Origin of the sequence: Haloparvum alkalitolerans (assembly GCF_050122995.1) — an archaeon.
GTDB lineage: Archaea > Halobacteriota > Halobacteria > Halobacteriales > Haloferacaceae > Haloparvum > Haloparvum alkalitolerans.
Window position 1 is genome coordinate 21509 of record NZ_JBNLIA010000010.1, and the last position, 22728, is coordinate 44236.

Sequence of the window (22728 nt, forward strand, 5' to 3'; positions counted from 1 at the left end):
GCGGACGCTATTCCGACTCGGAGCCCGAAAGTCCCTCGAAGTCCTGCTCGATGTCTCCGAGGATACCGTCGTCCTCCGTCCCGACGCCGGGACTCTCCGCTCCGCCGACAGTATCTCCGTCGCCGTCTTCGGTTGCGGGCTCACCCGCGGAGGCCCCCGTCTCCGAAATCGGCTCCCGGTCGGGTTCGTCGCTCCCCGCCCCTCGGGATGAGCCCGTCTCCGTCCGCTCACGCCCGGTCTCCGGTTCGTCAAACGCCTGCTCGACGGCTGCGGTGTACGTCCCGAAGTAGTTGGCGTAGGTGGTCGCCGAGACGTGGCCGTGTTCGTTCATCTCGCTCGTGCTCGGTCGATGGCCCAACTCGTCGGCGACGCGGTGGAGGTCCGCCACGAGCCGCGCTTCGTTGTCGACCCCGGCGGCGGCGAGACCGTTCTGCCAGGACCCGAACACACGGGTGACGTCGTTGGCGGCGTACTCCGTGGCGTCGTCCACGTCGGTCGCTTTCAGTGGCCGATCGACCGCGTTGGCGAGGCTCCGGATCGCTTCGCGGAGTTCGCTGCGGCTCGGTGTCCTACCGTTTCTCGTCGAACCCCTGGTACTGCGAGAGGCGGTCGTTCCGCTCTCCCCGGTCGTTCGATTCGGGGAGGGGGATCCCCCGTTGCAGCCACCCGTTTCGGGATCGGCCGACGATACGCGGAGGTCCTTCGTGCTGCTGAGCTGGTGGCTCGTCCCGGTGCCCGTCTGCCAGCTCTTGTGTCGTGCCTGCTCGATGGTGTACGTGGCGCCGACGGTCCAGTCCAACGAGAGGTCGTGGGTCGTCCAGACGTCGAGGGGTATCTCGGTTCCGTCCGCGAGTTCGACGCGGAGACGGGCGTCGCGCTTCGGCCCCGGGTTCGGATCGTGGTCGCGGACGGTGACGGTGAGCGACTCGACGCGACCTTCGGGGAGATCCCGGCCGCCGGTGTCGTCGTCGGTCTCGTCCGGGGCCGGTCGGTCGGCGTCGGGGTACGCCGGGAACTCACCGAGCAGTTCGACGCCCGACTCGAGCGCCTCAGCGCTGCCGATCGCGACCGGAAGCGGGATGTTCGAGTCCGGCGCGACCGGGACCGCGTGGTCCCAGTCCTCGATGGCGTCGCCGAGCAGGTGCCGGACGCGGTCGTCGACGGTCCCGAACTCGACGTGGTGGAACTCGGTGACGCGCTCTCCGTCGCCGTACGCGTCTCGGTACTCCCGGATGCTGAAGTCGTTCCGGTCGCGCTGCTGGACGCCGTAGTTCGGCGCCCCGTCCGGCCCGCCCTCGGCCCAGTGGTCGAAGACGGCGTCGGCCCACTCTTCCATCGGGGTCGTCCCCTCCGTGTCCAGCTCGTTCGCGAGCTCGTTCAGGAGCCGCTGGAACCTGTCGAACGCGGCGTACAGTTCGGCGAGTTCGTTCGGGGAGAGATCGGTCATGTCGGTCGTATCAGGGGTTCGTTCTCGTGGATCGCTGGTCGTCGCTGGTGTTGTATCTGTCGGGTCGCCGTCGGTTATGTCGGCGACGGCTTCGTGGTCGCTGATCGTGTCGTCTTCGCTGGTTTCGTCGTCGGCCCGACTGTGATCGCCGGCGCCGGCCTCTGCTGCGTCACCATCGGTCGCGTCATCACCGGCCGCGCCGTCCGCCGTCGTAGACCCGTCGTCCGCGTCATCGTCGCTGGTCTTGTCGACCTCCCTCACCCCGGCCGCGGCGAGTGCGGCGTCGAGGGTTCCGAAGGCGGCCTCGTACTCGTCGGGGTGATGTTCGCCGACGGAATAGAGGAGCCGCCGGTCCATCTCCGACCACCGCTCGTCGAGCTCGCGCAACTCGTCGAGCAGATCGGCGCGGTGCGAGGAGTCCTCGGCTGCGGTGGTGGCCGCTTCGGCATCCTCCGGCGAGTCCGTCGCGGAGTTCTCGGTATCCCCGCTCAGGGCGAGCCTCGTCGCTGCGAATAGGACGCCGAGGGTGAGCAGGAGCAGGGAAACGGCCGACGTGACGATCCCCCACGAACCGCTCGTCGTGAGGCCCGCGAGGAATCCGCCGGTTCCCGCGTCCTCGGCACTTTCCTCGGTCCCCGAGCCGTTGCTGTCCGCGTCCGCTTCGATCGGAGCCGGCGACTTGTCCGGAGACGTGATCGCGTAGAGCCCGCCGGCGGTGTTTCCAACGACCGCCACGCCGTCGACGACCGTGGGCGTCGACACGACCGCGTCGCCGGTCGAGAACCGCCACTGCGAGGTCCCGGACTCCGCGTCGACCGCGTACAGGTTGTCGTCTTCGCTTCCGACGTACACCGTGTCGCCGACGACGATGGGAGATCCCGTGATTCCGGGTCCCCAGTAGAGGAAGCTCCACGAGTCGTTCGCATCGAAGCGCCACCGCTCCGTCCCGGACTCGGCGTCCAGCGCGACCAGATCGCCGCTCCCGATCCCGACGTACGCGGACTCGCCGTCGAGCGCCGCCGCGCCGTCGATCCAGTGCTCGGTGGTGAACTCCCACCGCTCCTCCCCCGTGCCGGCATCGAGGGCGTAGACGCGGCCCTGATCGAGTTCCCCCGGACTCGCGCCGGTGACGACCACGGTGCCGTCCGCGACCGAGACGGTCGGCCGCCGGTCGATCACCGTCTCGGTGGTCCACGTCTCGATGAGGTCGGGGGGCCCGCTCGATCTCTCGATCTCAAACGCCGCCACGGTGCCCGCGTCGGTGGCGACGTACAGCGTCGACCCGACGATCGCGGGCGTCGAGACCGCCTCACCGGTCAGTTCGGAGGCCGACGCATGCTCTCCGTCCCGGGAGAACACGTGGACGCGGTTCCCGCCGGCGACCGCGACCAGTCCGTCGTGTACGACAGGCGACGACGGGTCCGGACCGATCTCCGCGGCCCAGTTCTCCGTTCCATCGTCGGCCGCGAGCGCGAAGAGCGACTCCTCCGCAGCGACGTAGACCGTCCCGGCAGCGACCGCCGGAGAGCTCGTGATCCCCTCGTCGATCCGTACCGACCAGCGCTCGGTCCCGTCGACCGCGTCGAGGGCGCGGACCGTCCCGGCCTCGCTCGCCGCGTACACCGCTCCGTCGACGATCGCGGGAGACCCGAACAGTCCCTCGCCGGTATCGGAGTGCCACAGTTGCCGGGGGTCGCTCCGCGGCCCCCGCTCGTTCGGGGCGTGTCCGGTGTTCCCGGCGTCGTACTGGTCCATCCGCGACTCGCCGCTGACTCCCTCTTGTGCCACCGCCGTCGCGATCACGGAGCCGGCCGTTGCGGCGGCACCGGCGGCGCTCCCGAGACCGCGGAGTAACTCCCGCCGGGTCCGCGCAGTCATCCGACTGTCGTTGATCGGCTGCCGGACAAGTACCTTTGTGTATCGGTCATCGACCGTCCCGCGAGCGCGGTCTCCTCAGTGCACGGGTCGACTACCGTTCGTCCCGATCCGTGTCCGTCCTGATCGGAGTTCGACCGTGCTTCGGACGCCACTGCTACCGTTCGCCCACCTGCTGTGCGTGCTGCATCCGGAACTCGTTCAGCTCGACCTGGCTCAAGACGGAGCGGAGCTCCCGCGCCCGCGAGGAGATCTCGTCCGAGTCCTCGTCGGTGTACTGGGAGAGCGTCTTGAGCTTCACGTCGCCGTCCGTCAGCAGGCTCGCCCTCCGGAGCGCCGCGAGCGCCCAGAGCGTGGCCTCCTCGTCGACGGGATAGTCCGCCGCCCGCGCGTTCCGGATCAGCAGCTCCGCGAGCTCCCGCGTCGCGGCTTGAACCTCGCTCGCGTCAGCCACGTGCCCGACGACGTCGTTCGGATCGGACGGTAACGGTTCGGCCCGTCGGAGCCCCGCGCGCTGCTCCTGGTACCGGTTCCTGATCGTCACCTCAGAGACGTTCGCGACGCGGCTGAGCTCCTGCTGGGTCCGCTTCTCGCGCACGTCGAGACAGGCGTTGTACACGGCGGCCGCGGCCCACCCGGACGGGCTCTTCCCGCTGGAGAGCCCGGACTCCTCAGTAATCTGGATGATCTCGTGGGCACGCTGGTTGACCGCGTCGGACACGTCGAGCGCCTCGCAGTACCGGTCGACGTACTGCTCGCTACCGAAGAACGCGGAGGGGTCGAGCCCGACGGTGCTCGCGATGTCCTTCGACCGGCGGAGCAGCGCCTTCCGCGTGACGACCGTCTCGTCCGCCGCCTCGAAGTCGGTCGGATCCAGCGGAACCTCCGTCACCTTCACCGCACAGTACAGACAGGACGCGGCGACCAGTTCGAGCGCTGTGCCGATGAGGTCGCCGCGTTGATCCCGATACTGGTCGCGCAGCGATTTCGCGAGGTCGACCGTCGCTTCCGGAACGTCTAGATCAGCCGCCAACTGCTCGATCCGGTCGTCGACGAACGCCGTCTGTCGCTCGCCGGAGACCGACTGCCCGAAGGTGATGTTCCGTTCGACCTCGGCCCCCGACGTGGCGTCGACATCCCCCAAGACCTCCGAGAGCACGTCGTCGATCTCGTCGACGAACTCGTCACTCATGTCTTGTGGATGACTTAATGCGGCTCAATAATGGTACCGAATCACACACACTACCGGCGGCGCCCGAGCGGAGATCGGCGAATGGACTCACGGATCGGTCGAGACGGCGGCAGAAAACGATGTATGGCCGGGGCGGGCTCCGAACCCGCGATCTCCGCATGACCCAGGTACGAGGCTCGGCGGAGCCCCAGTGGGTCGCGGACGCTTCCAAGGCAGGCGTACCGCACCGAATCTCGTAACCCTATGAGTGCGGCGCTATGTCCAGCTAAGCCACCCGGCCTCACTCCCACGTACCGCGATGATACTCTTTAACCTTCCCATCTCTCACGGCGGTGGGATCGGGGCACACGCCCGGGGAGCGAAGAGCGCGCGAAACGGTCCGGTTCCCCCGGCAACCCCGCGGATTTATACGCGACGGGACGAATCACCTCGCTAATGAGCCAGGCCGACTTGCCCTCCATGCTCGCGGGCGCGGTCGACGGGGAGGACGTCGTCGCCCACGTCGATCTCGGCGGCGAGGATGCCCTCGCGGTGACGCCGACCCGAACGCTCGTCTATCGCGCGGACGGACTCCTCTCGGACGAGAGCGTCACGGAGTACCCCCACGACGTGGAGCGGATCGACGTCTCCGAGGGCCGCCGCAAGGCCAAGATCCAACTGGAGTACGGGCTCGACGGCACCGAGACGATCACCGTGCCGACCAAGCGCGTCGACGACGCGCTCCACCCGATCCTCGCCGGCGTGCTGTCCGCGGCGGGCCTCACGGACCCGGGCGAGTCGGTCCTGCGAACCTTCCGCTTCTCCGAGTTGACGCTGATCGTGACCAGCGACCGGCTGGTCAAACACGTCGGCTCCGCGGTGTGGGACGAGGAGTACGAGGAGTTCCACTTCGACGACGTGACCGGGCTCGACTTCGAGGAGGGCACCGTCGCCACCTCGGTCGTGCTCACTCACGCCGGGAGGCAGGAGCGGTTCAAGGCCCCCAACGAGTCAAAACGCGCCGTCCGCGAGGCGCTCATCGACGCTATCTGCGAGTACCACGACGTGGGGTCGCCCGCGGAGCTCCGCGCGAAGCGAGCGGACACCGCCGAGGACGGCAACGACGCGGACCGCGGGGGGGCCTCGACTACGGACTTCGGCGACGGACCGGACCCCCTCTCGGCCTCCCCGGCGGCGGAGGACGAGGGGTCCGAGCCGGAGGCGTCGGCGGAGGCGGCGGAGACGGCGGAGTCGGTGGGGTCGGCGGCTCCGGCGACGCCCGAGGGGACGACGGCGCCGGAGGACTCGGCGGCCGAAGCGACGCCGGACGCGGACCCTCTCGTTTCGGATCCGGTCGAGACGGGAGCGAGCGGTGCGGAACCCGCCGAGAGCGAGGGGCCAGACGCCGCGGCCGCGGAGCCGGAGCAGGGGGACGGCTTCGGAGGGTCGGGGTTCGAGCCGGCGGGCGTCGAGGAGGAGTCGCTCGCGGACGAGGTGGCGGCGCTGCGCGAGACGGTCGAGGCACAGTCCGAGCAGCTCGACAGACAGGCGGAGCTGATCGAGCAGCTGATCGAGGAGCTCCGGCGCGGTCGCTGACTCCGGGTCAGTCCCTGCCGGTTACCTTTCTGACGCACTCGGGGCCGAACGGGCCGAGTTCGCCCGTTTCGAACCGGACGAAGTGGCCCGTCGAGATGGAGGCGCCGCAGCGCCGGCAGTCGAACTCGCCCTCCCGCCGGACCACCTGCGCGTCGAAGTTCACGTACGTGCCGCCGGTCCGGACCCGAAGGCGGCCGTCCTCGCGGTCGACGATCCCCCGCTTCTCCGCCGCGTCGAGGATGTCGCGGGTGAGCGACGGGCTGTCGGTGACCGTCTCGATCCGGTCGACGGCGTCGGGCAGCGGAAGCTCCTCACGCTCCACGTGCGCCAGCAACTCCAGCGCCAGCTCCAGTTTCTCCTCGCGGGACCGGTCGCGCGTCACACCCGCGCTTCGCGGACGGCGGTTATAAGCGAACGGGAGCGGGTCGCGGGCGGAGGACGGCCGCCGGACGGTTTGCCGGGCAGAGGGCGGCCGCCGAACGGTCCGCCGACGCCGCGCCGGACCCACAAGGCGTTTATCGGGGGCTCGCCCACCGGCTGCCGTGAAGCGCCGCCTCGTCGCCGGCTCGACGGTCCTCGCGGTCGTCGTCGCCGGATTCCTGATCACCTCGCCCGAGGCCGTTCTCGACGAGTTGGCACGGATCGCGGCGCGACCCCTCCGGTTCGGGCTGGTCCTGCTCGCGCTCGCGGCGGTCCGGCCGTTCCTCGCGTGGCCCACGACCCTGCTGGCGGTCGCGGTCGGGTACGGCTACGGCTGGCCGGGCGTCCCGTTCGGCCTGCTGCTGGTGACGCTCACGGCGCTGCCGCCGTACTGGCTGGCGCTCGTCGGCCGCGGGGACGGGGAGGGTCGGGTCGCGAGGGTGGGCGAGCGCGTCGTCTCGGCGACCGGCGGCACGCGCTCGGTCGCCGCCAGCCGGCTCCTACCGGCGCCCTCTGACGCCGTCTCCGTCGCCGCGGGCGTGGCCGGCGTGGGGACGGCCCCGTTCCTCCTCGGGACCGCGCTCGGCGAGCTGCCGTGGGTCGTGGCCGGCGTCGCGGTCGGCGTCTCCGCGGACCGCGTCGCCGCCGGCGGCCTCTCGGGGCTCGATCCGGCGCTGCTGGTCGGGATGGCCGCGGCGGGCGTCCTCCTGTTGGCCGGGCCGCTCTACCGGGGCTACCGCGAGCAATCGGCGGCGTGACGGCTCGCAGTTCTGTGCTGCGTCTCCCCGCGGTCCGTCGCTGCGCCGTCCGCGGCCCCTCGCCGCCTCGCCCGGTCACTCGCGGGCGCCGGGCGGCAGGTCGTCGGCGTGTTCGGCGACCGCCTCCGCGACACGGACCGGTTCCTCGTGAACGACCCAGTGGGTCGCGTCGTGGACCATCAGGAGGCGCCCGTCCGCGCAGCGGTCGACGCTGGCGCTCGCCATCGTGGAGCGCAGGAACTCGTCCTCGGCGCCCCACACGACCAGGGTCGGGACCTCGACGCGCTCGCGGTCCGGCGCCGGTCGCTCGCGGACGACCGCGCGGTACCAGTTCAACATCGCCGAGAAGGCGCCGTCACGGGACCACGCCCGCCGGTATCTGGCGAAGTCGTCGGGCGTGAACGTTCCCGGCCGACTCGACCGCCGCATCCCGCGGACGAGGAGCCGCCAGTTCGCCGCTCGGGCGACGCGCTCCGGGACGCCCGGCAACTGGAACCCGAGGAAGTACCAGCTCTTGAGCCGCTGGCGCCACGACGTTCGGAGCGTCTCCTCGAAGACGGAGGGGTGGGGGACGTTGACCGCGACGAACTCCGAGACGCGGTCGGCGTGGTGGAGCGCGAGCCACCACCCGACTGCTGCGCCCCAGTCGTGACCCGCGACCGCGGCGGTCTCGCGGTCGTAGGCGTCGATCAGGCCGACGACGTCCGCCGCGAGTTCGTCGATCCGGTAGTCGCCGACCTCCGCCGGCTTCTCAGAGCGGTTGTAGCCGCGCTGGTCGGGGACGACCACGCGGAAGCCGGCGTTCGCCAGCGGCCGGATCGTCTCGTGCCACCCGTACCAGAACTCCGGGAAGCCGTGCAGAAGGATCAGGAGCTTGCCGTCCGCGGGCCCCGCCTCGACGACGTGGAGCGTGACGCCGTTCGTCTCGACGAGCCGCGACCGTCCGGGCACGTTCGGAGGGACCTCGTCGTCGAACGCGGCGTCGCGCACCCGGTCGGTCACCCCGGCCGCGGCGTCCCCGGCGTCCGAAGCGTCCGCCTCCGGGCGGCTGCCGGTCGGGTCTCCCGACGTGGCGTCGGGTTCGGACGAGTCGCTCATGGGGTCCGGTAACACGTCGGGGCGGAAATAGCTACGGCGCGCCGCGTTCTCGACGGCCCGCCGACGGGTCGTCGCCACTCGCCGCCGATTGGTCGTCGCTACTCCTCGCTGACGGCCGCGCTCATCGACCAGACGGCGACGAGTCCCAGAAGGACCGCCGGCACCAGGGGAAGCGCGAGGTACGTCCCGAAGAAGGTCAGCCCGAACGAGCCGAGGACGTAGGGGTAGACGTAGATGATGCCCGGGATGACCAGCACGCAGACCAGGAGCGTCGCGGTGAGGACCCAGCCGGCGCGGCCGAAGCCGTCCGCCTCGGGTCCGTCGGTCGCGGTCGGGGCGGCGACGCCCGCGTCCCGGCCGGCGTCCCTCCCGTCCTCGCGGAGCGCGTTCGCGTCCGCCGTCTCCCTGGCCCGGTCGCCTTCGGGGTCGGCTTCCCTCCCGCGGTCCGCCTCCTCGCCGGTCCCGCGCTCCGTCTCAGAACTCACTGTCGGGCTTTACCACCACTTTCCCAAAGCCCTGCCGATCCTCCAGCAGTTCGTGGGCGCGCGCGGCCTCGCTCATCGGCAGGACCTCGCGGATCCGGGGCTCGAAGGTGCCGTCCCACACCAGCTCCAGCACGTCGTCGACCTCGCCCGGCGTCGCCATCGTGGAGCCGATCACGGACAGCTGGTTCCAGAAGATGCGGTCGAGACCGGCGCCCGGGTTCGGCCCGGTCGTCGCCCCGCAGGTGACGACCCGACCGCCGCGCGCGAGCGACTTCAGGGAGTCGGGGTACGTCTCCTTCCCGACGTGGTCGACCACCACGTCGACCCCCCTGCGGCCGGTTATCTCGGCGACCTCGTCGGCGAAGTCGTTCGCCTCGTAGTCGATGACGTGGTCGGCGCCGCACGCCTCGGCGTAGCGGAGCTTCTCCTCGCTGGAGGCGGTCGCGAACACCTCACAGCCCGCGTGGGCGGCGATCTGGACCGCCGCGTGGCCGACGCCGCCGGAGGCGCCGAGCACGAGGACCTTCTCGCCGGCCTCCACGTCGGCGCGCGTGTGGAGCATGCGCCACGCGGTGCCGAACACGAGCGACGCGGAGCCGGCGACCTCCCAGTCGACGCCCTCCGGGACCGGGACGAGGTTCTCCTCCGGCACCGCGGCCGTTTCCGCGTGGACGCCCCGCTGATGCTCGCCCAAAATGTTGAACCGGTAGCAGAGCGTCGGGTCGCCGTCACGGCAGAACTCGCACTCGCCGCAGGAGACGCCCGCGGTGACGGTGACGCGGTCGCCCGGCTCGAACCGAGTCACGTCCTCGCCGACCGCCTCGACCACGCCGGCCGCGTCGCTGCCCGGAATGTGCGGCATCTCGAGGTCGACGCCCGGGAGCCCCTTTCGTGTCCAGACGTCGAGGTGGTTGAGCGCGCCCGCCTTCACGTCCACGAGCACCTCGTCCGCGGCCGGGTCCGGGTCCGGGAACTCGCCGTACTCGATCACGTCGCGGTCGCCGTGCTCGCCGAATTGAACCGCCTTCATGCGGATCACCACCACACCGCGGTCACAAGAACGTTCGGGAAGGGGCGGCGAACCGGGCGCGACCCCGGTGTGAGGGGACGACCACCGGCGCGAGGAGTTATCCGCTCCGGTCGCGAGTGGAGCACATGGACCGCCACACGGACGGAGGGGTCGGGACGCCGGCGCCGTTCCCCTCGTCGCGGCGACCGCGAGCCGGGGCGGTCGCCGCCTGCGGGGCGCTCGCGTGGACCCTCGCGCCGACGCTCGCGCTCGCGGCGCTCGGCACGCGCCCGTACGCCGGGACGGGCTTCGACCTCCTCGCGCTGGTCGGCTGGCTGGGGGTGGGCCTCGGGGCGCTCGGCCTCGGTCGCGCGTTCGGCCCCTCTCCCACGCGGGTCGACCGGGCGGGTCTCGGCCTCTTCGCGCTCGGTTGGGTCCTCCTCGCGGGCCTGCACGCGCGCTCGGCGGCGGCGTACGTCGCCGCCGGCTTCACTCCGGTCCCGGCGACCGGTGAGGACCCCGCCGGCCTGCTGCTGACGTTGCTGTTCCTCTTCGGCTACGCCGCGGTCCTTCTCGGCACCGGCGCGCTCGGTCTTGCGGTCCGCGCGCGGGGGGAAGGCGTCCGGACCGCCGCCGCAGGATGGCTCCTGCTCGCCGCACCCGCGGTCCCCGCGGTGCTGGTCCTGCTGGACCTGCTCGGGGCGTTCCCGCTCTCCGTCAGTCGGGTTCTCGTCACGACGAATGCCGCGCTCGTTCCCCTCGGGCTCGCGTGGATCGCGGTGGGAGTCCTGCTGTGGCTCGGTCCGGGGCGTGGGGACCGAGCGATGAGCGTCGAGCGCGGGGAGTTTTTGTAACCGCGGCCGGAAGCCGGGAGCATGAGCGACCACGGGGGAGCGGACCACGGAGACGACCGCCGTCACGACGGAGACGACCACCACGCCCACGACGGAGGCGACCACGGGGAGGGCCACGATCATCACGGAGAGGGCCACGACCACGGCGGAGACGACCACCACGCCCACGACGCGGAGACGGTCGGCGTCGCGGTCGTGACGGTCTCCTCCTCGCGCTCGCTCGAGGAGGACCCATCAGGCGACTACGCGGTCGAAGCGATCGAGAACGCCGGCCACGAGGTCGTCACGCGGGAGCTGATCCCGGACGACTTCGACCGCGTGCAGGGGACGGTCAACCGGCTGGTCGGCCGCGCGGACACGGACGCCGTGATCACGACCGGGGGCACCGGCGTGACGCCCGACGACGTGACGCCCGAGGCGGCCCGACAGCTGTTCGAGAAGGACCTCCCGGGGTTCGGCGAACTGTTCCGCCGGCTCTCCTACGAGGAAGTCGGGACGCGGACCGTCGGCTCGCGAGCCATCGGGGGGATCGCGGACGGCGTGCCGGTCTTCTGTCTACCGGGGTCCGAGAACGCGGTCCGGCTCGGCGTCGACGAGATAATCCTCCCCGAGGTCGGTCACCTCGCGGGGCTGGCGACGCGGGACGCGGACGGCGACGAGGAGAATGATGGCGGCGAGGATGGCGGGAAAGGGGATAGCGGCGAGGATGGCGGGAAAGGGGATAGCGGCGAGGATGGCGGCGAGGCGGGCGGCGGCGGCGAGGCGGATGGAGACGACGGGAACGGCGAGGACGCCCCCGACGCGACGTGACGCGGCCGCGGGCCACATGAGGTTTTAAACGCTGGAGCGCCAACGGCGGGACATGGGAATCCTCTCGCGCGCCTCCTACGTCATCCGGTCGAAGTTCAACGCCCTCCTCAACCGGGCCGAGGACCCTTCGGAGACGCTGGACTACTCCTACGAGCAGATGCGTGACGAACTCCAGGACGTGAAACAGGGCATCGCGGACCTGACGACACAGAAGAAGCGGCTGGAGATCCAGAAGCGCCGGCTGGAGGAGAACGTCGAGAAACACAACCGGCAGGCGCGCGAGGCGGTCGAGCAGGACCGCGACGACCTCGCACGGCAGGCGTTAGAGAAGAAGAAGTCGAAGATGCAGCAGATCGAGGAGCTGGAGGCGCAGATCGCCGAGTTGCAGAACACGCAGGACAACCTCGTCGAGAAGAAGAACGAGCTCCAGAGCCGCATCGAGGAGTTCCGCACGAAGAAGGAGACGATGAAGGCGCGCTACGAGGCCGCGGAGGCCTCCTCGCGCGTCTCCGAGGCGATGACTGGCGCGGGCGACGAGATGGAGGACGTGGGGCGCGCCATCGAACGCGCCGAGGACCGCACCGAGGAGATGGAGGCACGCGCCGAGGCGATGGACGAGCTTCAGGACTCCGGCGCCTTCGAGGACGCCCTCTCGGACAAGGACAGCATCGACCGCGAGCTGGACGAGCTCTCGGCCGACCGCGAGATCGAGGCGGAGCTGGCGACGCTGAAGGGCGAAGACGGCGCGGCGGAGGCCGACGCGGACACCGACGCCGAACAGGCCACCGCGGAGGAGGCCGACCTCGAGGAGGAGCTCGGCGCCGGGACGGACGTCGAGGAGGACGCCGACGCGGAGACCGAGGTCGCCGACGAGGAGATCGAAAGCGAGCTCGAGGAGCTCCGCGACGATGACCAGTAGCGACGGATGACGCCACCCCCGAGCGACGACGGGGGTGCCGGAGTGGCCAACGCGGCCGATGGCGACGCGTCCCGCGACGACGCTGGTGACGACGCCGGCGACGACACGGTCAGCGACGACGCGGCCGGCGACGACATGGGTGGCCGGATGAACGTGAGCCGTCCGGTCTCGTGGGTCATACTCGACGCCGACCGTCGGGTCGTCGCGGCCGGGATCCTGTTCGTCGTCTTCGGTGCCGTGGTCGCGACCGGGATCGCGCATCCGCTACCGGCCGACGCCCTGCTCGAACGCGGCGACTCGACCGAGACGCTGTTCAACGCGCTGATCGGCTCGACGATCACCGGCGTGACCCTGGTGTTGACGCTCTCGCAACTGATCCTCTCACAGGAGCTCGGCGCGGTCGGCGACCAGCGCGAGCGCATGGAGGGGGCGCTGACGTTCCGCGACGACGCGGCCGAGGCGATGGGCGAGCCCGTCGCGCCCGCGGAGCCGGCCGCGTTCCTGCGCGCGCTCGTGGAAGCGACTCGCGATCGCGCGGCGGCGTTCGCCGCGGCGGCCGAGGGGGAGATCGACGATGGGGAGATCGACGAGGCGATGGCGGAAGCGGCCGGGGACGCGGAGCTGTCGGACCGAGTCGACGACTACGTCGACGGGGTGGTGGGGAACGCGTCGTCCGTCGCTCGCCGACTCGACGGGGCGGAGTTCGGCACCTTCGACGCGCTGCTCGCGGCGCTCGCGTTCAACTACTCGCGGAAGATCTACGAGGGGAAGCGCCTCCTGTACGGGACCGGCGACCGCCTCCCCGAGCCCGCCCGCGAGGAGCTGGACGAGCTGGTGACGCTCCTCGAGCTGTTCGGCCCCGCCCGCGAGCACGTCAAGACGCTCTACTTCCAGTGGGAGCTGTCGAACCTCTCGCGCGTGCTGCTGGCGGCTTCGGTCCCGGCGCTGTCGGTCGCCATCGCGACGCTGGCGTTCGTCGACCCGGGGGACTTCACCGCGACGACGCTCGGGGTCTCCGACGCGCTGTGGCTCGTCGCGGGCGCCGCGACGGTCTCGATCGCGCCGTTCGCGCTGCTTCTGTCCTACATCCTCCGGATCGTCACCGTGACGAAGCGCACGCTCTCCATCGGCCCGTTCGTGTTGCGGGAGACCGACGGTGAATCGGAGTAGGTCGGCGGTGACCTACTCCGACCGGCGCCGCGCCCCGGTCCCGGGCGCGGCCCGGTCCGCGAGCCGAATCGTCCCCCCCGAGAGGTCCACGCCCTCGTAGGGGTCCTCGGCGAGCAGCAGCGAGCCGTCCAGGTCCGCGTAGTCGAGCAGGGGCGAGAGCTGCGCGCCCGCCGCGATGGCCGCGTTCGACTCGATCATGCAGCCGAGCATGACCTCCAGTCCGTGCGCGCGGGCGGTGGCGATCATCCGGCGCGCCTCCAGCAGTCCGCCGGTCTTCATCAGCTTCAGGTTCGCGATGTCGCACCGGTCCGCGATGGCGGGGACGTCCTCGAGCGTCACGCACGACTCGTCGGCCGCGATGGGGAGCGCGGCGCGCTCGTAGGCGAACCGGAGCCCCTCGGGGTCCTCGGCGGGGACGGGCTGTTCGATGAACTCCACGCCGTGGTCGGCGAGCCACTCGCTCTTCCGAACCGTCTCGCGGGGCGTCCACGCCTCGTTGGCGTCCACGCGGAGGCGGGCGTCCGGGGCCGCCTCGCGGACCGCCTCGATCAGCTCGCGGTCGCGGTCGGTGCCGAGCTTGATCTTGAGGACCGGATAGCCCGCCTCGACCGCGGCGGCCGCCTTCTCCCGCACGCGCTCGGTCTCCGCGAGGCCGACCGTGTAGGAGGTCTTCGGCGCCTCGCTCGGGTCCAGTCCCCACATGCGGTGGAGGGGCACCCCGAGGCGCTTGGCCGCGAGGTCGTGGACCGCGATGGAGACCGCCGTGCGGGCCGCGGGGTTCCCGCGGACGACCTCGCGCATGCGCGCCTCGATCTCGTGGAGCGCGTGGGGGTCGCCGACCTCCTCCACGACCGCGAGCAGGTCCGGGAGGACGGCCGCGACCGTGTCGGCGGTCTCGCCGTAGTGGCCCGAGGGCGCGGCCGCGCCGACCCCGGTCATCCCGCCGTCATCCGCGATTCGGACGACCAGGTTCTCGGCCTCGGTCTGGGTCCCTCGCGCGATGGAGAACGGCCGGTCGAGTTCGAGCGTGACGCGCTCGAAGGACGCGTCGAGACCCATCAGTCCAGCACCTCGCGCTCGACCGCGTCGACGATGACGTCCGCGCCGTCGCGGACGGGGTCGGTCGCGGGCACGCCAATGGCGTTCGCGTAGTCGCTCACGCGCTCGGCGGCGGTCCCGTCGTCGGCCACGTCCTTCGTGTTGAGCGCGCCCGCGACGACCGGCGCTTCGTGGACCGGCGCGGCGAGGCGCTCGTAGAGGCCGACGTACTCGTGAAGCGGCGGCAGCGGGAAGGACTCGTACCCGCGGACCGCCTCCCGGCCGTCCTTGTGACACAGCACGAGCCCGTCGGCCATCGCGCCGTGGAGGATGCCGCAGGTGACCGCGGAGTAGGCGGGGTGGACGATGGAGCCCTGCCCCTCGACGACGAGCAGGTCGTGGTCGTCGCCCGTCTCCAGGATCATCTCCTCGACGGCGCCCGCGGTGAAGTCGGAGACGACGCGGTCGATCGGGTTCCCCCAGCCGGCGATCATGATCCCGGTCTGTCCGGTCGGGACGAACGCGGCGTCGATCCCGCGTTCGCGGGCGGCGGCGACGATCTCCAGCGAGGCGGTCATCTTGCCCACGCCGCAGTCGGTGCCGACCGTGAGCAGCACGTCCGCGTCGACCTCGGCCGAGCGCCCCTCGGCGACGGAGATCCCCTCGTGGGGTTCGCGCACGTCACGGAGGTCGACGCCGTGCTCGGCCGCGAGCCGCGCGAACTCCTCGTCCTCGTTGAGGAAGTAGTGGAGGCCGGCGACCACGTCACAGCCCGCCTCGATGGCCGCGCGCACGTCCGGGCGCCACGACTCGTCGAAGCCGCCGCCGATGGGCGCGATGCCGATCAGGAGCGCGTCCACGTCGCCGTCCGCGGCCGCGAGCGCGTCCGCGAACGACTCCACGACCGGCGCGTCGGCCGGGAGCGTGTCGTCGTGGTCGTGGACGCGGCTGCCGGCCTTCTCGCGGTCGAGCACGGCGGCGACCTCCTGGTCGCCGTAGCGCATGACGCCGAGCGCCGTCTTCGCGTGGTCGGGGAACTTCTCGTGGGCGAGGATGACGATGCGGTCGTCGCTCATGATCGGTGGGTGCTCGCCGGCGGGCATAAATGAGGCGGGGACGGCCCGGGCTGCCGGTGGTCGGACGTCGCGGTCGGGGGCGCTGCTCCGACGCCCCTCAGTAGAGCAACTCGTCGTCGTTGTCGATCATGTACAGCGAGCGCGCGGCGATGTTGACCGCGTGGTCGCCCACGCGCTCGAGGTCGCGGATCGTCAACAGGAGCCGCTGGACCTCGCGCATCGTCGTCTCGGCGTTGGCGTCCTCGCCGATCTCCTCCTGCTGGATCAGGTCGCGAACGACGACTTCGCTGGCGGCCGCACAGAGGTCGTCGACCTCGTTGTCGCGCTCGGCGACCGCGTAACAGCGGTCCTCGTCGCGGTCGGCGTACGCCTCCATCGCGGACTCCAGCATCTCCAGCGTCTCGTCGCCGATGCGCTGGACGTCCACGTCCGGGAACAGCTCCCGCTCCGCCTGCCCGGCGTACTCGCCGAGGTTGGTCGCCAGGTCCGCGATGCGTTCGAGGTCCGTGATGATCTTGAACGACGCGGCGATAAAGCGGAGGTCGCCCGCGACCGGCTGCTGGAGCGCGATGAGGTCGGTACACTGCTTCTCAAGCTCGAGGTACATCTCGTTGACCTCGTGGTCGCGGTCGATGACCTCCTGACCGAGGTCGTCGTCCTGTCGTTCGAGTGCGTCGAGCGACATCCGCAGTCGCTCCGCGACGACCTCGCTCATGTAGAGCACGTCGTCGCGCAGTTCGTCGAGTTTGGCCTGATATTCCTTTCGTACCATTGTCAGGGGGATTGTCCGGTCCGGGCCGATGGCCGACTCGGATGCGTCTACCGGAACGACTGAACGGACCGACATAAAGGTAAACCACCTGCGACGGCACGGCGGGCCACGGGTCTCGACGTCCGCACCGACCGTCCGCCACCGCCCGCGTCCGCGGGACGGTCGGCTATCCGAACTTGCCCGTGATGTAGTCCTCGACGCGCTGGTTGTCGGGGTTCTCGAAGATGCGGTCGGTGTCGCCGAACTCCACGAGCTGGCCGCCCGTCAGGAACACGGCGGTCTTGTCCGAGATGCGGGCCGCCTGCTGCATGTTGTGCGTGACGATGACGACGGTGTACTCCTCGGCGAGTTCGTCGATGAGGTCCTCGACCTTCGCGGTCGCGACCGGGTCGAGCGCGGAGGCCGGCTCGTCCATCAGGATGACCTCCGGGTCCGGCGCGATGGCGCGCGCGATACAGAGGCGCTGCTGTTGTCCGCCGGAGAGGTCCAGCCCCGAGGAGTCGAGCTGCTCGTTCACCTCGTCCCACAGCGCCGCGCCCTTCAGCGCGCGCTCGACCGCCTCGTCGGTGACCTCCTTGCCCTGCACCTTCAGCCCGTAGGCGACGTTGTCGTAGATGGACTTCGGGAACGGGTTCGGCTTCTGGAACACCATCCCGATGCGTCGCCGGAGCGCGACCGGGTCCACGTCGTCGTCGTAGACGTTCTTCCCCTGGAACCGGAGTTCGCCGTCGACCCGGCAGCTGTCGATCATGTCGTTCATGCGGTTGATACACCGCAGGAACGTCGACTTGCCACACCCCGAGGGACCGATGATCGCCGTGACCTCGTTCTCGGGGATGCCGACGCTCGTGGGCTGGAGCGCCTGCTCCTCGCCGTAGTGAACGGTGAGTTCGTCGGCGGTCAGCGCGGTTTCGCGCTCGGGGATCCGCTCGACCGACGGGGTCGCCTCCGTCGTCTCGGCCGGCGCGGTCGTCGGCTGGTCGTCGGACTGGTCGTCTGCCGTCGCGTTGTAGCTGTCACTCATGGCGGAAAGGAGACGTCGATGTTCGCGACGAGAGCGGCGCGACCGCGGACGGGCCGGCCTCGCCGCGCGCGCCGGCCGTTGCCCCTTCGGCCCCGGCAGAGCCGACCGGGTCACCTGGGGTCCACTCCTCCGCTACGGAGGCGTCACTGGTCATCAATACGGGATTGAGCGGCAGGGACCTAAATACGCTGCTATCACGTCTATTTATGGATATATATTAATACGTATTTTGATCGGTATCTTGGCCGATATCGAATTCGATCCGAGAGTACCAGGGACGTTGAGATGCTTATACCCCACACAATAGGTGTGTTTGGACCACCGGTGTAGAAAATATATACTTGATCAAGTTTATCAGTAGCGTCGGCGTATGGGATCGCATGGAGACCCGCAAGGTCCAGGTCACCGGGGGGTCGACGTACACCGTCTCGATCCCGAAGGAGTGGGCGACGGAAAACGACGTGAGCGCGGGCACCGAGGTGGAGTTCTATCCCGAGGGCGACTCGCTGTTCCTCACGCCCCACTCGGAGGAGGAGCGCACGCGGGGCACGCTCGACATCACGGATCTGGAGGGGCAGGAACTGACGCGCGCGGTGATGACGATGTACGTCAGCGGCTTCGACGTGATCGCCCTCGAAGGGGGGCGCATCTCCACCGAGCAGCGGGCAACCATCCGCGAGGCCACCCAGAGCCTCGTCGGACTGGAGGTGCTCGAGGAGACCCGCGACCGCGTGGTCGTCCGCGACCTGCTCGACTCCTCGGAGCTGTCGATCCACAACGCCGTCACGCGGATGCGGCTCATCTCCACCTCGATGCTGGAGGACGCGCTCGCCGCGCTGCGGGACCTCGACGCCGACCTCGCGCGGGACGTGATCAACCGCGACGACGACCTCGACCGGCTCTGGATGGTCGTCTCGCGGATCTTCCGGGCCACGCTCCGGACGCCGAAGGCCGCGGAGGAGCTGGGCGTCCCCCGCGAGGTCTGCTTCGACTACCACTCCAGCGCCCGACAGCTGGAGCGGATCGGCGACCACGCGACCAAGATCGCCCACCTCACGCTCAACATCGACGAGGCGATCCCGGAGGAGGTGCTCGACGCCATCGACGAGCTTCACGCCGACGCAGTCGAGGTGATAGACACCGCCATGGACGCGCTGTTCGAGGAGGAGAGCGAGGCGGCGACCCGGAAGGCGAACGACGCGCGCGAGCAGGTCCGCGAGATCGACGAGCGCGTCCGCCAGATCGACGAGCTCCTTCGCGACCTCGACCCCACTCGCGCACAGCTGCTCGGACTCGTCGTGGACTCCGTGCTCCGGAGCGCGGACTACGGCGGCAACGTGGCCGAGACCGCGCTCCAGAAGGCGGCGCCGACGCCGTAGCCGGTACACGCTCCGGCTCCACACCGCCCGGCTCCCGGAGGTTTATGACCCGCGCGTCCGATGTGCGACGCATGGTTACGCTACTCGAAACCGTGCTCACGGTCGTCACCGTGCTCGTCGCGATCGGCGGGCTCGCGGGGGTCGTCGCCCTCTCGACCAACTACGAGGGCATCATGAACCGGACGGACAAGCTCACCGTGGCTGTCGCGGCGGTCCTGATCGCGTTGACGACCTACACCGCGCTGTTCTGATCGCTTCGGTGCGGCACCGATCGGCGACTCCGATCGGCGGGGGGCGGCCGCGAGCCCTCGTCGCCTCGCCACCGGTCGGCGGGACGTTTTTCTTTCGCCCCCGAGACCGACCCGTATGGACGAGGTCGAACTCGGCGTCCCGCGGGGCGTCATCGAGTCGCTGCCGGAGGAGTCCGAATCGGTCGAACAGGACATGCGCCGCGCCATCGTCGGCGTCCAGTCCGGGATCAACGAGGCGGTCGCGGAGGCCGACGACCCTGGCGAGGCGGCCGCGGCCGCGGTCGACGCCATCGAGTACATGGAGGCGCGCATGGAGCGCTTCGACGAGTTCGTCCCCGAGCTCCGGGCGTGGGGGCAGTCGCCCATCTACGCGATCGCGTGGCGCAACCTCTACGCCGAGCTGATCGCCCAGCTGTACGACCACGACTGGCTCGCCGCCGAGTTGGACCGCGAGCGGAACTACCGACTCGTCGAGGACGGGATCCGGTTCGGCGGTCAGTAGCGGCTTGCTTCACGCCTCCCCTCGCCCCCGGCCGCCTGTCCGCGTGCGGCGCGCTCGCGACGCGGGTTTAAGTCGACGCCGGCCGAGGGGCCTCCATGGAGCTGGAACTTCGGTTCTTCGCCACGTTCCGGGAGGCGGCCGGGGGCAAAACGGTCGCCTACGAGGTCGACGACGACGCGACCGTCGGCGACGTGCTCGCGGCGCTGGAGGCCGACTACGAGGGGCTGGCGGGCAACCTGCTCGTCGACGGCGACCTCGCCCCGCAGATAAACGTCCTCAAGAACGGTCGGGAGGTGCTCCACATCGACGGCGTGGACACCGCGCTCTCGGAGGGCGACACGCTCTCCGTGTTCCCGCCGGTCGCGGGTGGCCATGTCTGATCCCGTCCCTGCGGACGGCGAGGAGGAGCGCGAACGGTCGTACCGCGGGATCTCCCGCCGGCTCGCCGCCCACTACCTCCGCAACCTCGGCGGCGACCTCGTGGGGACCGACGACCCCGCGGAGGCGACGCGGGTGGAGGGCGACGGCTGGCGCGTCGAGTTGAGCGCCGCCAAAGTGAACCCCGCCGGCTCGCTGGAGCTGACGGAGGTGACCGTCCGCTTCGTGGGCGACCCCGACGCGCTCGACGAGTTGGTGGACGCCTTCGGGCAGAAGGCGATGCGCGCCGGCGGATGAGGGAGGCGAGCGCGACGTGACTCCCGACCCGGACGAGTCGGCGGCCGAGATTCCCTTCGACGGGACGGTGTTGCTTCAGACGGGCGCGCTCGCGAGCGTCGCGCCGACGCGGCTCGGGCCCCTGCTCCGGCGGGTGCAGTCGGACCTCGCTCCGCGGCTCGGCGACTACCGCCGCGAGTACGAGCGCGCCGTCGCCGAGGCGGACCGCGAGGCGTTCCTCGTCGAGCCGGCCCACTGGGACGCGGTCGCGGAGCGGCTCGGTCTCACGGACCGCGAGCGCGACGCGGTCGAGCGGGCCCACGAGGCGCAACTGGAGCGGCTGGGCAGCGTCCACGGCCGGCGTGCGGAGCTCGAGTCGGCACTGGAGATCCGGAGCGCGGTCGTGATCGCGACGGGCGACTGACAAAACCGGCTTTATCCGGCGCGATCCGGGTTCGGCGTCGCCCCCGTTTTTCTCCGTCGGCTTCCGAGGCGGGAGCGATGGCACCAATCGAGTTCGTCGTCGGCGTGCTGATCGGCGGGGGCGCCCTCGCCGTCGGCGCGCACGTCGGCGCCTATCGGGACCGGGACGGCAGCAGCGATCTGGGTCACGCGGTGGTCACCGCGCTGCTCGGTGCGCTCGTGTGGGCGCTCCTCGCGTGGGTCCCCCTGATCGGGACGCTGCTCGCGCTGCTCGGTTGGCTCGCGGTCGTAAAGCGGCGGTACCCCGTCGGCTGGGTCCGTGCGGCCGTCGTCGGCGCGGTCGCGTGGGCCGTCGCCGTGGTCGCGCTCGCGGCGCTCGAGCTCGTCGGCGTCGGCGGGCTCTCGGCGGTCGGCGTCCCGGGGACCTAATCCGGAAGTCGGCGGGCCGCGGCGCGCCGGTCCGACACCGCTTTCACGGCCGCCGGGGTTCGATCCGGTATGCACGAGGACCTCCGTGCGGGCGTTCGGGACTCGGTCCCCATCCTGCTGGGGATCGCGCCGTTCGCGCTCGTGGCGGGGATCGCCGCGGTCGACGCCGGCCTGACGCCCGCACAGGCGGTCGGGATGTCGGTGTTCGTCTACGCCGGGGCGTCCCAGCTCGCCGCGCTGGAACTGCTCGGGGAGAACGCGCCGCTGGCGGTCGTCGTCGCGACGGCCGTCGTGATCAACCTCCGGATGGTGATGTACTCCGCCTCCATCGCGCCGCACTTCGCGCGGTACCGCCGCCGGACGCGGGCCCTGCTCGCGTACTTCCTGACCGACCAGGCGTACGCGCTGTCGATCGCCGAATACGCGGACGACGAGTCGCGCGAGCGGGACCGCCGCTACTACTACCTCGGCGTCGGCACGCCGATCTGGGTCGTCTGGGTCGTCGGCACGGTGCTCGGGATCGCGCTCGGGGCCGGCATCCCGGACTCGTGGGGGCTCTCCTTCGCCGTCCCGCTGGTGTTTCTGGCACTGCTCGTTCCCGCGATGAAGGACCGCCCGACGACGGTCGCGGGCGGCGTCGGCGGCGCGGCCGCGGTCGTCGCCGCGGGGCTCCCGTTCAACCTCGGGCTGCTCGTCGGGGCGGCCGTGGGCATCCTCGCCGGACTGCTCACCGAGGGGGTGCGAAACCGATGACCGACTACGGCCCGGTCGCGGTCTGGGGCGTCATCGCGGTCATCGGCCTCGCGACCTACGGGCTCCGGCTCTCCGTGATCCACCTGTTCGGGCGCATCGACGAGGTGCCGTCCCGGGCCGAGCAGGTGCTCCGGTTCGTCCCGCCCGCGGTACTGGCGGCGCTGGTCGCCCCCTCGCTGGTGACGGTCGCGCCGACCCTGCCGGAGACGGTCCTCGACGAGCAACTGCTCGCGGGTCTCGCGGCCGGCGTCGTGGCGTGGCGTACCGAGAACGTGTTCGCGACGATCGGCGTCGGGATGGGGGCGCTGTGGCTGCTGCGGTTCGTCGTGTTCGCGTAGCGTACGACGTGTTTGCTGTTGCTCCTGTTGATCGGGATTCCCACACCCAGAAAGCCCCAGCCGGCTTTCCCGCATACTGCTCTGGATCTGCTGTTGATCCTGCTGCTTGGAACAGCAACACCGAGAAAGCCCCAGCCGGCTCGACCGGCCGCGGCACGCGCTGCGCTCCTCGCTCTCCGCAACGCCCGCTGCGGTGCTTGCGGCGCCGGGGCCGGATCGAGCCGGCTGCCCCTTTCAGTCCCGCCCTGCACAGCACCGCCACCGCACCGCGACCGCCCCGCACAGCAGCCTCGCACCTCCCCAGCCTCGGCGGCGGCGCGGCCGCGAAACCGCAGCGCGGGACAACCCGCGTCCCGCTGGCCTCCAGCGTGCAGTAGCGCGCTGGAGACACCGCAATGCGGCCGCGCCGCCGCCTCCACCGAAAATCGGAGATTTTCGAGCAGCCAGCGTGCAGTAGCGCGCTGGCGACCTCGCGCG

At 70.8% G+C, this 22728-nt stretch carries 25 protein-coding genes and 1 tRNA gene; 15 read left to right on the plus strand and 11 right to left on the minus strand.

Going from position 1 to position 22728, the window contains the following annotated elements; all coding sequences use genetic code 11:
- Positions 1-7: 7 nt before the first annotated feature.
- The 3 genes from ACQE3L_RS10145 to ACQE3L_RS10155 all read right to left on the minus strand — a co-directional run bounded on the left by ACQE3L_RS10145 (position 8) and on the right by ACQE3L_RS10155 (position 4794).
- Complete coding sequence (locus ACQE3L_RS10145; RefSeq protein WP_426963660.1) at positions 8-3325, minus strand: outer membrane protein assembly factor BamB family protein; 3318 nt, start codon at positions 3323-3325, stop codon at positions 8-10.
- A 154-nt stretch (positions 3326-3479) separates the two neighbouring features.
- Positions 3480-4514 carry a transcription initiation factor IIB family protein gene (locus ACQE3L_RS10150; protein WP_426963661.1) on the minus strand — a complete coding sequence of 345 codons (1035 nt, stop codon included), beginning with the start codon at positions 4512-4514 and terminating at the stop codon, positions 3480-3482.
- 124 nt (positions 4515-4638) lie between these two features.
- Positions 4639-4794, minus strand: a tRNA-Met gene (locus ACQE3L_RS10155).
- A 155-nt stretch (positions 4795-4949) separates the two neighbouring features.
- Here ACQE3L_RS10155 and ACQE3L_RS10160 point away from each other — a divergent pair.
- Positions 4950-6089 carry a DUF7115 domain-containing protein gene (locus ACQE3L_RS10160; protein ID WP_426963662.1) on the plus strand — a complete coding sequence of 380 codons (1140 nt, stop codon included), beginning with the start codon at positions 4950-4952 and terminating at the stop codon, positions 6087-6089.
- Between the two features lie 7 nt (positions 6090-6096).
- Here the strand turns inward: ACQE3L_RS10160 and ACQE3L_RS10165 are convergent, their stop codons facing one another.
- A complete protein-coding gene (locus tag ACQE3L_RS10165; protein WP_426963663.1) occupies positions 6097-6471 on the minus strand; it encodes a DUF5830 family protein in 375 nt (124 codons plus the stop codon).
- Between the two features lie 160 nt (positions 6472-6631).
- Here ACQE3L_RS10165 and ACQE3L_RS10170 point away from each other — a divergent pair, with 160 nt between their 5' ends.
- The gene (locus ACQE3L_RS10170) at positions 6632-7267 is read left to right on the plus strand and encodes a TVP38/TMEM64 family protein (protein WP_426963664.1); all 636 of its coding nucleotides are present in this window, start codon (positions 6632-6634) and stop codon (positions 7265-7267) included.
- 75 nt (positions 7268-7342) lie between these two features.
- On the opposite strand, the gene ACQE3L_RS10175 is transcribed toward ACQE3L_RS10170, so the two are convergent.
- The 3 genes from ACQE3L_RS10175 to ACQE3L_RS10185 form a co-directional block, all read right to left on the minus strand.
- On the minus strand, positions 7343-8365 hold the full coding sequence (locus ACQE3L_RS10175; protein ID WP_426963665.1) for an alpha/beta fold hydrolase: 1023 nt from the start codon (positions 8363-8365) through the stop codon (positions 7343-7345).
- A 98-nt stretch (positions 8366-8463) separates the two neighbouring features.
- Complete coding sequence (locus ACQE3L_RS10180; RefSeq protein WP_426963666.1) at positions 8464-8850, minus strand: DUF7977 family protein; 387 nt, start codon at positions 8848-8850, stop codon at positions 8464-8466.
- A complete protein-coding gene (locus ACQE3L_RS10185; protein WP_426963667.1) occupies positions 8840-9880 on the minus strand; it encodes a zinc-binding dehydrogenase in 1041 nt (346 codons plus the stop codon). The genes ACQE3L_RS10180 and ACQE3L_RS10185 overlap by 11 nt, the downstream gene beginning before the upstream one ends.
- Before the next feature lie 125 nt (positions 9881-10005).
- Between ACQE3L_RS10185 and ACQE3L_RS10190 the strand changes: the two genes are divergently transcribed.
- From ACQE3L_RS10190 to ACQE3L_RS10205, 4 genes are read left to right on the plus strand one after another with little or no spacing between them, the layout of a single operon-like run.
- Positions 10006-10713 (plus strand): hypothetical protein, encoded by a 708-nt coding sequence (locus ACQE3L_RS10190; RefSeq protein ID WP_426963668.1) that lies wholly within the window; start codon positions 10006-10008, stop codon positions 10711-10713.
- A 21-nt stretch (positions 10714-10734) separates the two neighbouring features.
- Positions 10735-11523 (plus strand): MogA/MoaB family molybdenum cofactor biosynthesis protein, encoded by a 789-nt coding sequence (locus tag ACQE3L_RS10195; RefSeq protein ID WP_426963669.1) that lies wholly within the window; start codon positions 10735-10737, stop codon positions 11521-11523.
- 52 nt (positions 11524-11575) lie between these two features.
- Positions 11576-12442, plus strand: a complete 867-nt coding sequence (locus ACQE3L_RS10200) for a PspA/IM30 family protein (RefSeq protein WP_426963670.1) — start codon at positions 11576-11578, stop codon at positions 12440-12442.
- Between the two features lie 6 nt (positions 12443-12448).
- Positions 12449-13612, plus strand: a complete 1164-nt coding sequence (locus ACQE3L_RS10205) for a DUF7972 family membrane protein (RefSeq protein ID WP_464378857.1) — start codon at positions 12449-12451, stop codon at positions 13610-13612.
- A 12-nt stretch (positions 13613-13624) separates the two neighbouring features.
- On the opposite strand, the gene ACQE3L_RS10210 is transcribed toward ACQE3L_RS10205, so the two are convergent.
- The 4 genes from ACQE3L_RS10210 to pstB all read right to left on the minus strand — a co-directional run bounded on the left by ACQE3L_RS10210 (position 13625) and on the right by pstB (position 17522).
- Positions 13625-14671 carry a dipeptide epimerase gene (locus ACQE3L_RS10210; RefSeq protein WP_426963671.1) on the minus strand — a complete coding sequence of 349 codons (1047 nt, stop codon included), beginning with the start codon at positions 14669-14671 and terminating at the stop codon, positions 13625-13627.
- Complete coding sequence (locus ACQE3L_RS10215) at positions 14671-15726, minus strand: N-acetyltransferase DgcN family protein (protein WP_426963672.1); 1056 nt, start codon at positions 15724-15726, stop codon at positions 14671-14673. Before ACQE3L_RS10215 ends, ACQE3L_RS10210 begins: the two co-directional genes overlap by 1 nt.
- Before the next feature lie 97 nt (positions 15727-15823).
- Positions 15824-16498, minus strand: a complete 675-nt coding sequence (gene phoU, locus ACQE3L_RS10220; protein WP_426963673.1) for a phosphate signaling complex protein PhoU — start codon at positions 16496-16498, stop codon at positions 15824-15826.
- Between the two features lie 166 nt (positions 16499-16664).
- Positions 16665-17522, minus strand: a complete 858-nt coding sequence (pstB, locus tag ACQE3L_RS10225; protein WP_426963675.1) for a phosphate ABC transporter ATP-binding protein PstB — start codon at positions 17520-17522, stop codon at positions 16665-16667.
- 380 nt (positions 17523-17902) lie between these two features.
- Between pstB and ACQE3L_RS10230 the strand changes: the two genes are divergently transcribed.
- From ACQE3L_RS10230 to ACQE3L_RS10270, 9 genes are all read left to right on the plus strand, one after another.
- Positions 17903-18901: a PhoU domain-containing protein gene (locus ACQE3L_RS10230; RefSeq protein ID WP_426963676.1), complete on the plus strand. Its 999-nt coding sequence runs from the start codon at positions 17903-17905 to the stop codon at positions 18899-18901.
- 71 nt (positions 18902-18972) lie between these two features.
- Complete coding sequence (locus tag ACQE3L_RS10235) at positions 18973-19152, plus strand: hypothetical protein (protein ID WP_426963677.1); 180 nt, start codon at positions 18973-18975, stop codon at positions 19150-19152.
- A 115-nt stretch (positions 19153-19267) separates the two neighbouring features.
- The gene (locus ACQE3L_RS10240; RefSeq protein ID WP_058366627.1) at positions 19268-19654 is read left to right on the plus strand and encodes a DUF7971 family protein; all 387 of its coding nucleotides are present in this window, start codon (positions 19268-19270) and stop codon (positions 19652-19654) included.
- A gap of 95 nt (positions 19655-19749) precedes the next feature.
- Positions 19750-20034, plus strand: coding sequence for a ubiquitin-like small modifier protein 1 (locus ACQE3L_RS10245; RefSeq protein WP_426963678.1), 285 nt, complete (start codon positions 19750-19752; stop codon positions 20032-20034).
- A complete protein-coding gene (locus tag ACQE3L_RS10250) occupies positions 20027-20329 on the plus strand; it encodes a MoaD-like domain-containing protein (RefSeq protein WP_426963679.1) in 303 nt (100 codons plus the stop codon). Before ACQE3L_RS10245 ends, ACQE3L_RS10250 begins: the two co-directional genes overlap by 8 nt.
- 16 nt (positions 20330-20345) lie before the next feature.
- The gene (locus tag ACQE3L_RS10255; protein ID WP_426963680.1) at positions 20346-20732 is read left to right on the plus strand and encodes a DUF8048 family protein; all 387 of its coding nucleotides are present in this window, start codon (positions 20346-20348) and stop codon (positions 20730-20732) included.
- A gap of 77 nt (positions 20733-20809) precedes the next feature.
- Positions 20810-21160 carry a hypothetical protein gene (locus tag ACQE3L_RS10260; RefSeq protein WP_426963681.1) on the plus strand — a complete coding sequence of 117 codons (351 nt, stop codon included), beginning with the start codon at positions 20810-20812 and terminating at the stop codon, positions 21158-21160.
- A 69-nt stretch (positions 21161-21229) separates the two neighbouring features.
- Positions 21230-21913 carry an AzlC family ABC transporter permease gene (locus ACQE3L_RS10265; RefSeq protein ID WP_426963682.1) on the plus strand — a complete coding sequence of 228 codons (684 nt, stop codon included), beginning with the start codon at positions 21230-21232 and terminating at the stop codon, positions 21911-21913.
- Positions 21910-22251, plus strand: a complete 342-nt coding sequence (locus tag ACQE3L_RS10270; RefSeq protein WP_426963683.1) for an AzlD domain-containing protein — start codon at positions 21910-21912, stop codon at positions 22249-22251. The genes ACQE3L_RS10265 and ACQE3L_RS10270 overlap by 4 nt, the downstream gene beginning before the upstream one ends.
- The last annotated feature ends 477 nt before the right edge of the window (positions 22252-22728 follow it).

Bases quoted from the DNA above. Each gene is read 5' to 3' on its own strand.
- ACQE3L_RS10190 (WP_426963668.1), top strand. From the start codon at position 10,006: ATGGACCGCCACACGGACGGAGGGGTCGGGACGCCGGCGCCGTTCCCC.
- ACQE3L_RS10210 (WP_426963671.1), bottom strand. From the start codon at position 14,671: ATGGGTCTCGACGCGTCCTTCGAGCGCGTCACGCTCGAACTCGACCGG.
- ACQE3L_RS10270 (WP_426963683.1), top strand. From the start codon at position 21,910: ATGACCGACTACGGCCCGGTCGCGGTCTGGGGCGTCATCGCGGTCATC.
- ACQE3L_RS10205 (WP_464378857.1), top strand. From the start codon at position 12,449: ATGACGCCACCCCCGAGCGACGACGGGGGTGCCGGAGTGGCCAACGCG.
- pstB (WP_426963675.1), bottom strand. From the start codon at position 17,522: ATGAGTGACAGCTACAACGCGACGGCAGACGACCAGTCCGACGACCAG.
- ACQE3L_RS10250 (WP_426963679.1), top strand. From the start codon at position 20,027: ATGTCTGATCCCGTCCCTGCGGACGGCGAGGAGGAGCGCGAACGGTCG.
- ACQE3L_RS10215 (WP_426963672.1), bottom strand. From the start codon at position 15,726: ATGAGCGACGACCGCATCGTCATCCTCGCCCACGAGAAGTTCCCCGAC.
- ACQE3L_RS10175 (WP_426963665.1), bottom strand. From the start codon at position 8,365: ATGAGCGACTCGTCCGAACCCGACGCCACGTCGGGAGACCCGACCGGC.
- ACQE3L_RS10265 (WP_426963682.1), top strand. From the start codon at position 21,230: ATGCACGAGGACCTCCGTGCGGGCGTTCGGGACTCGGTCCCCATCCTG.
- ACQE3L_RS10185 (WP_426963667.1), bottom strand. From the start codon at position 9,880: ATGAAGGCGGTTCAATTCGGCGAGCACGGCGACCGCGACGTGATCGAG.
- ACQE3L_RS10240 (WP_058366627.1), top strand. From the start codon at position 19,268: ATGGACGAGGTCGAACTCGGCGTCCCGCGGGGCGTCATCGAGTCGCTG.
- ACQE3L_RS10150 (WP_426963661.1), bottom strand. From the start codon at position 4,514: ATGAGTGACGAGTTCGTCGACGAGATCGACGACGTGCTCTCGGAGGTC.
- ACQE3L_RS10145 (WP_426963660.1), bottom strand. From the start codon at position 3,325: ATGACTGCGCGGACCCGGCGGGAGTTACTCCGCGGTCTCGGGAGCGCC.
- ACQE3L_RS10245 (WP_426963678.1), top strand. From the start codon at position 19,750: ATGGAGCTGGAACTTCGGTTCTTCGCCACGTTCCGGGAGGCGGCCGGG.
- phoU (WP_426963673.1), bottom strand. From the start codon at position 16,498: ATGGTACGAAAGGAATATCAGGCCAAACTCGACGAACTGCGCGACGAC.
- ACQE3L_RS10260 (WP_426963681.1), top strand. From the start codon at position 20,810: ATGGCACCAATCGAGTTCGTCGTCGGCGTGCTGATCGGCGGGGGCGCC.
- ACQE3L_RS10195 (WP_426963669.1), top strand. From the start codon at position 10,735: ATGAGCGACCACGGGGGAGCGGACCACGGAGACGACCGCCGTCACGAC.
- ACQE3L_RS10160 (WP_426963662.1), top strand. From the start codon at position 4,950: ATGAGCCAGGCCGACTTGCCCTCCATGCTCGCGGGCGCGGTCGACGGG.
- ACQE3L_RS10230 (WP_426963676.1), top strand. From the start codon at position 17,903: ATGGAGACCCGCAAGGTCCAGGTCACCGGGGGGTCGACGTACACCGTC.
- ACQE3L_RS10235 (WP_426963677.1), top strand. From the start codon at position 18,973: ATGGTTACGCTACTCGAAACCGTGCTCACGGTCGTCACCGTGCTCGTC.
- ACQE3L_RS10200 (WP_426963670.1), top strand. From the start codon at position 11,576: ATGGGAATCCTCTCGCGCGCCTCCTACGTCATCCGGTCGAAGTTCAAC.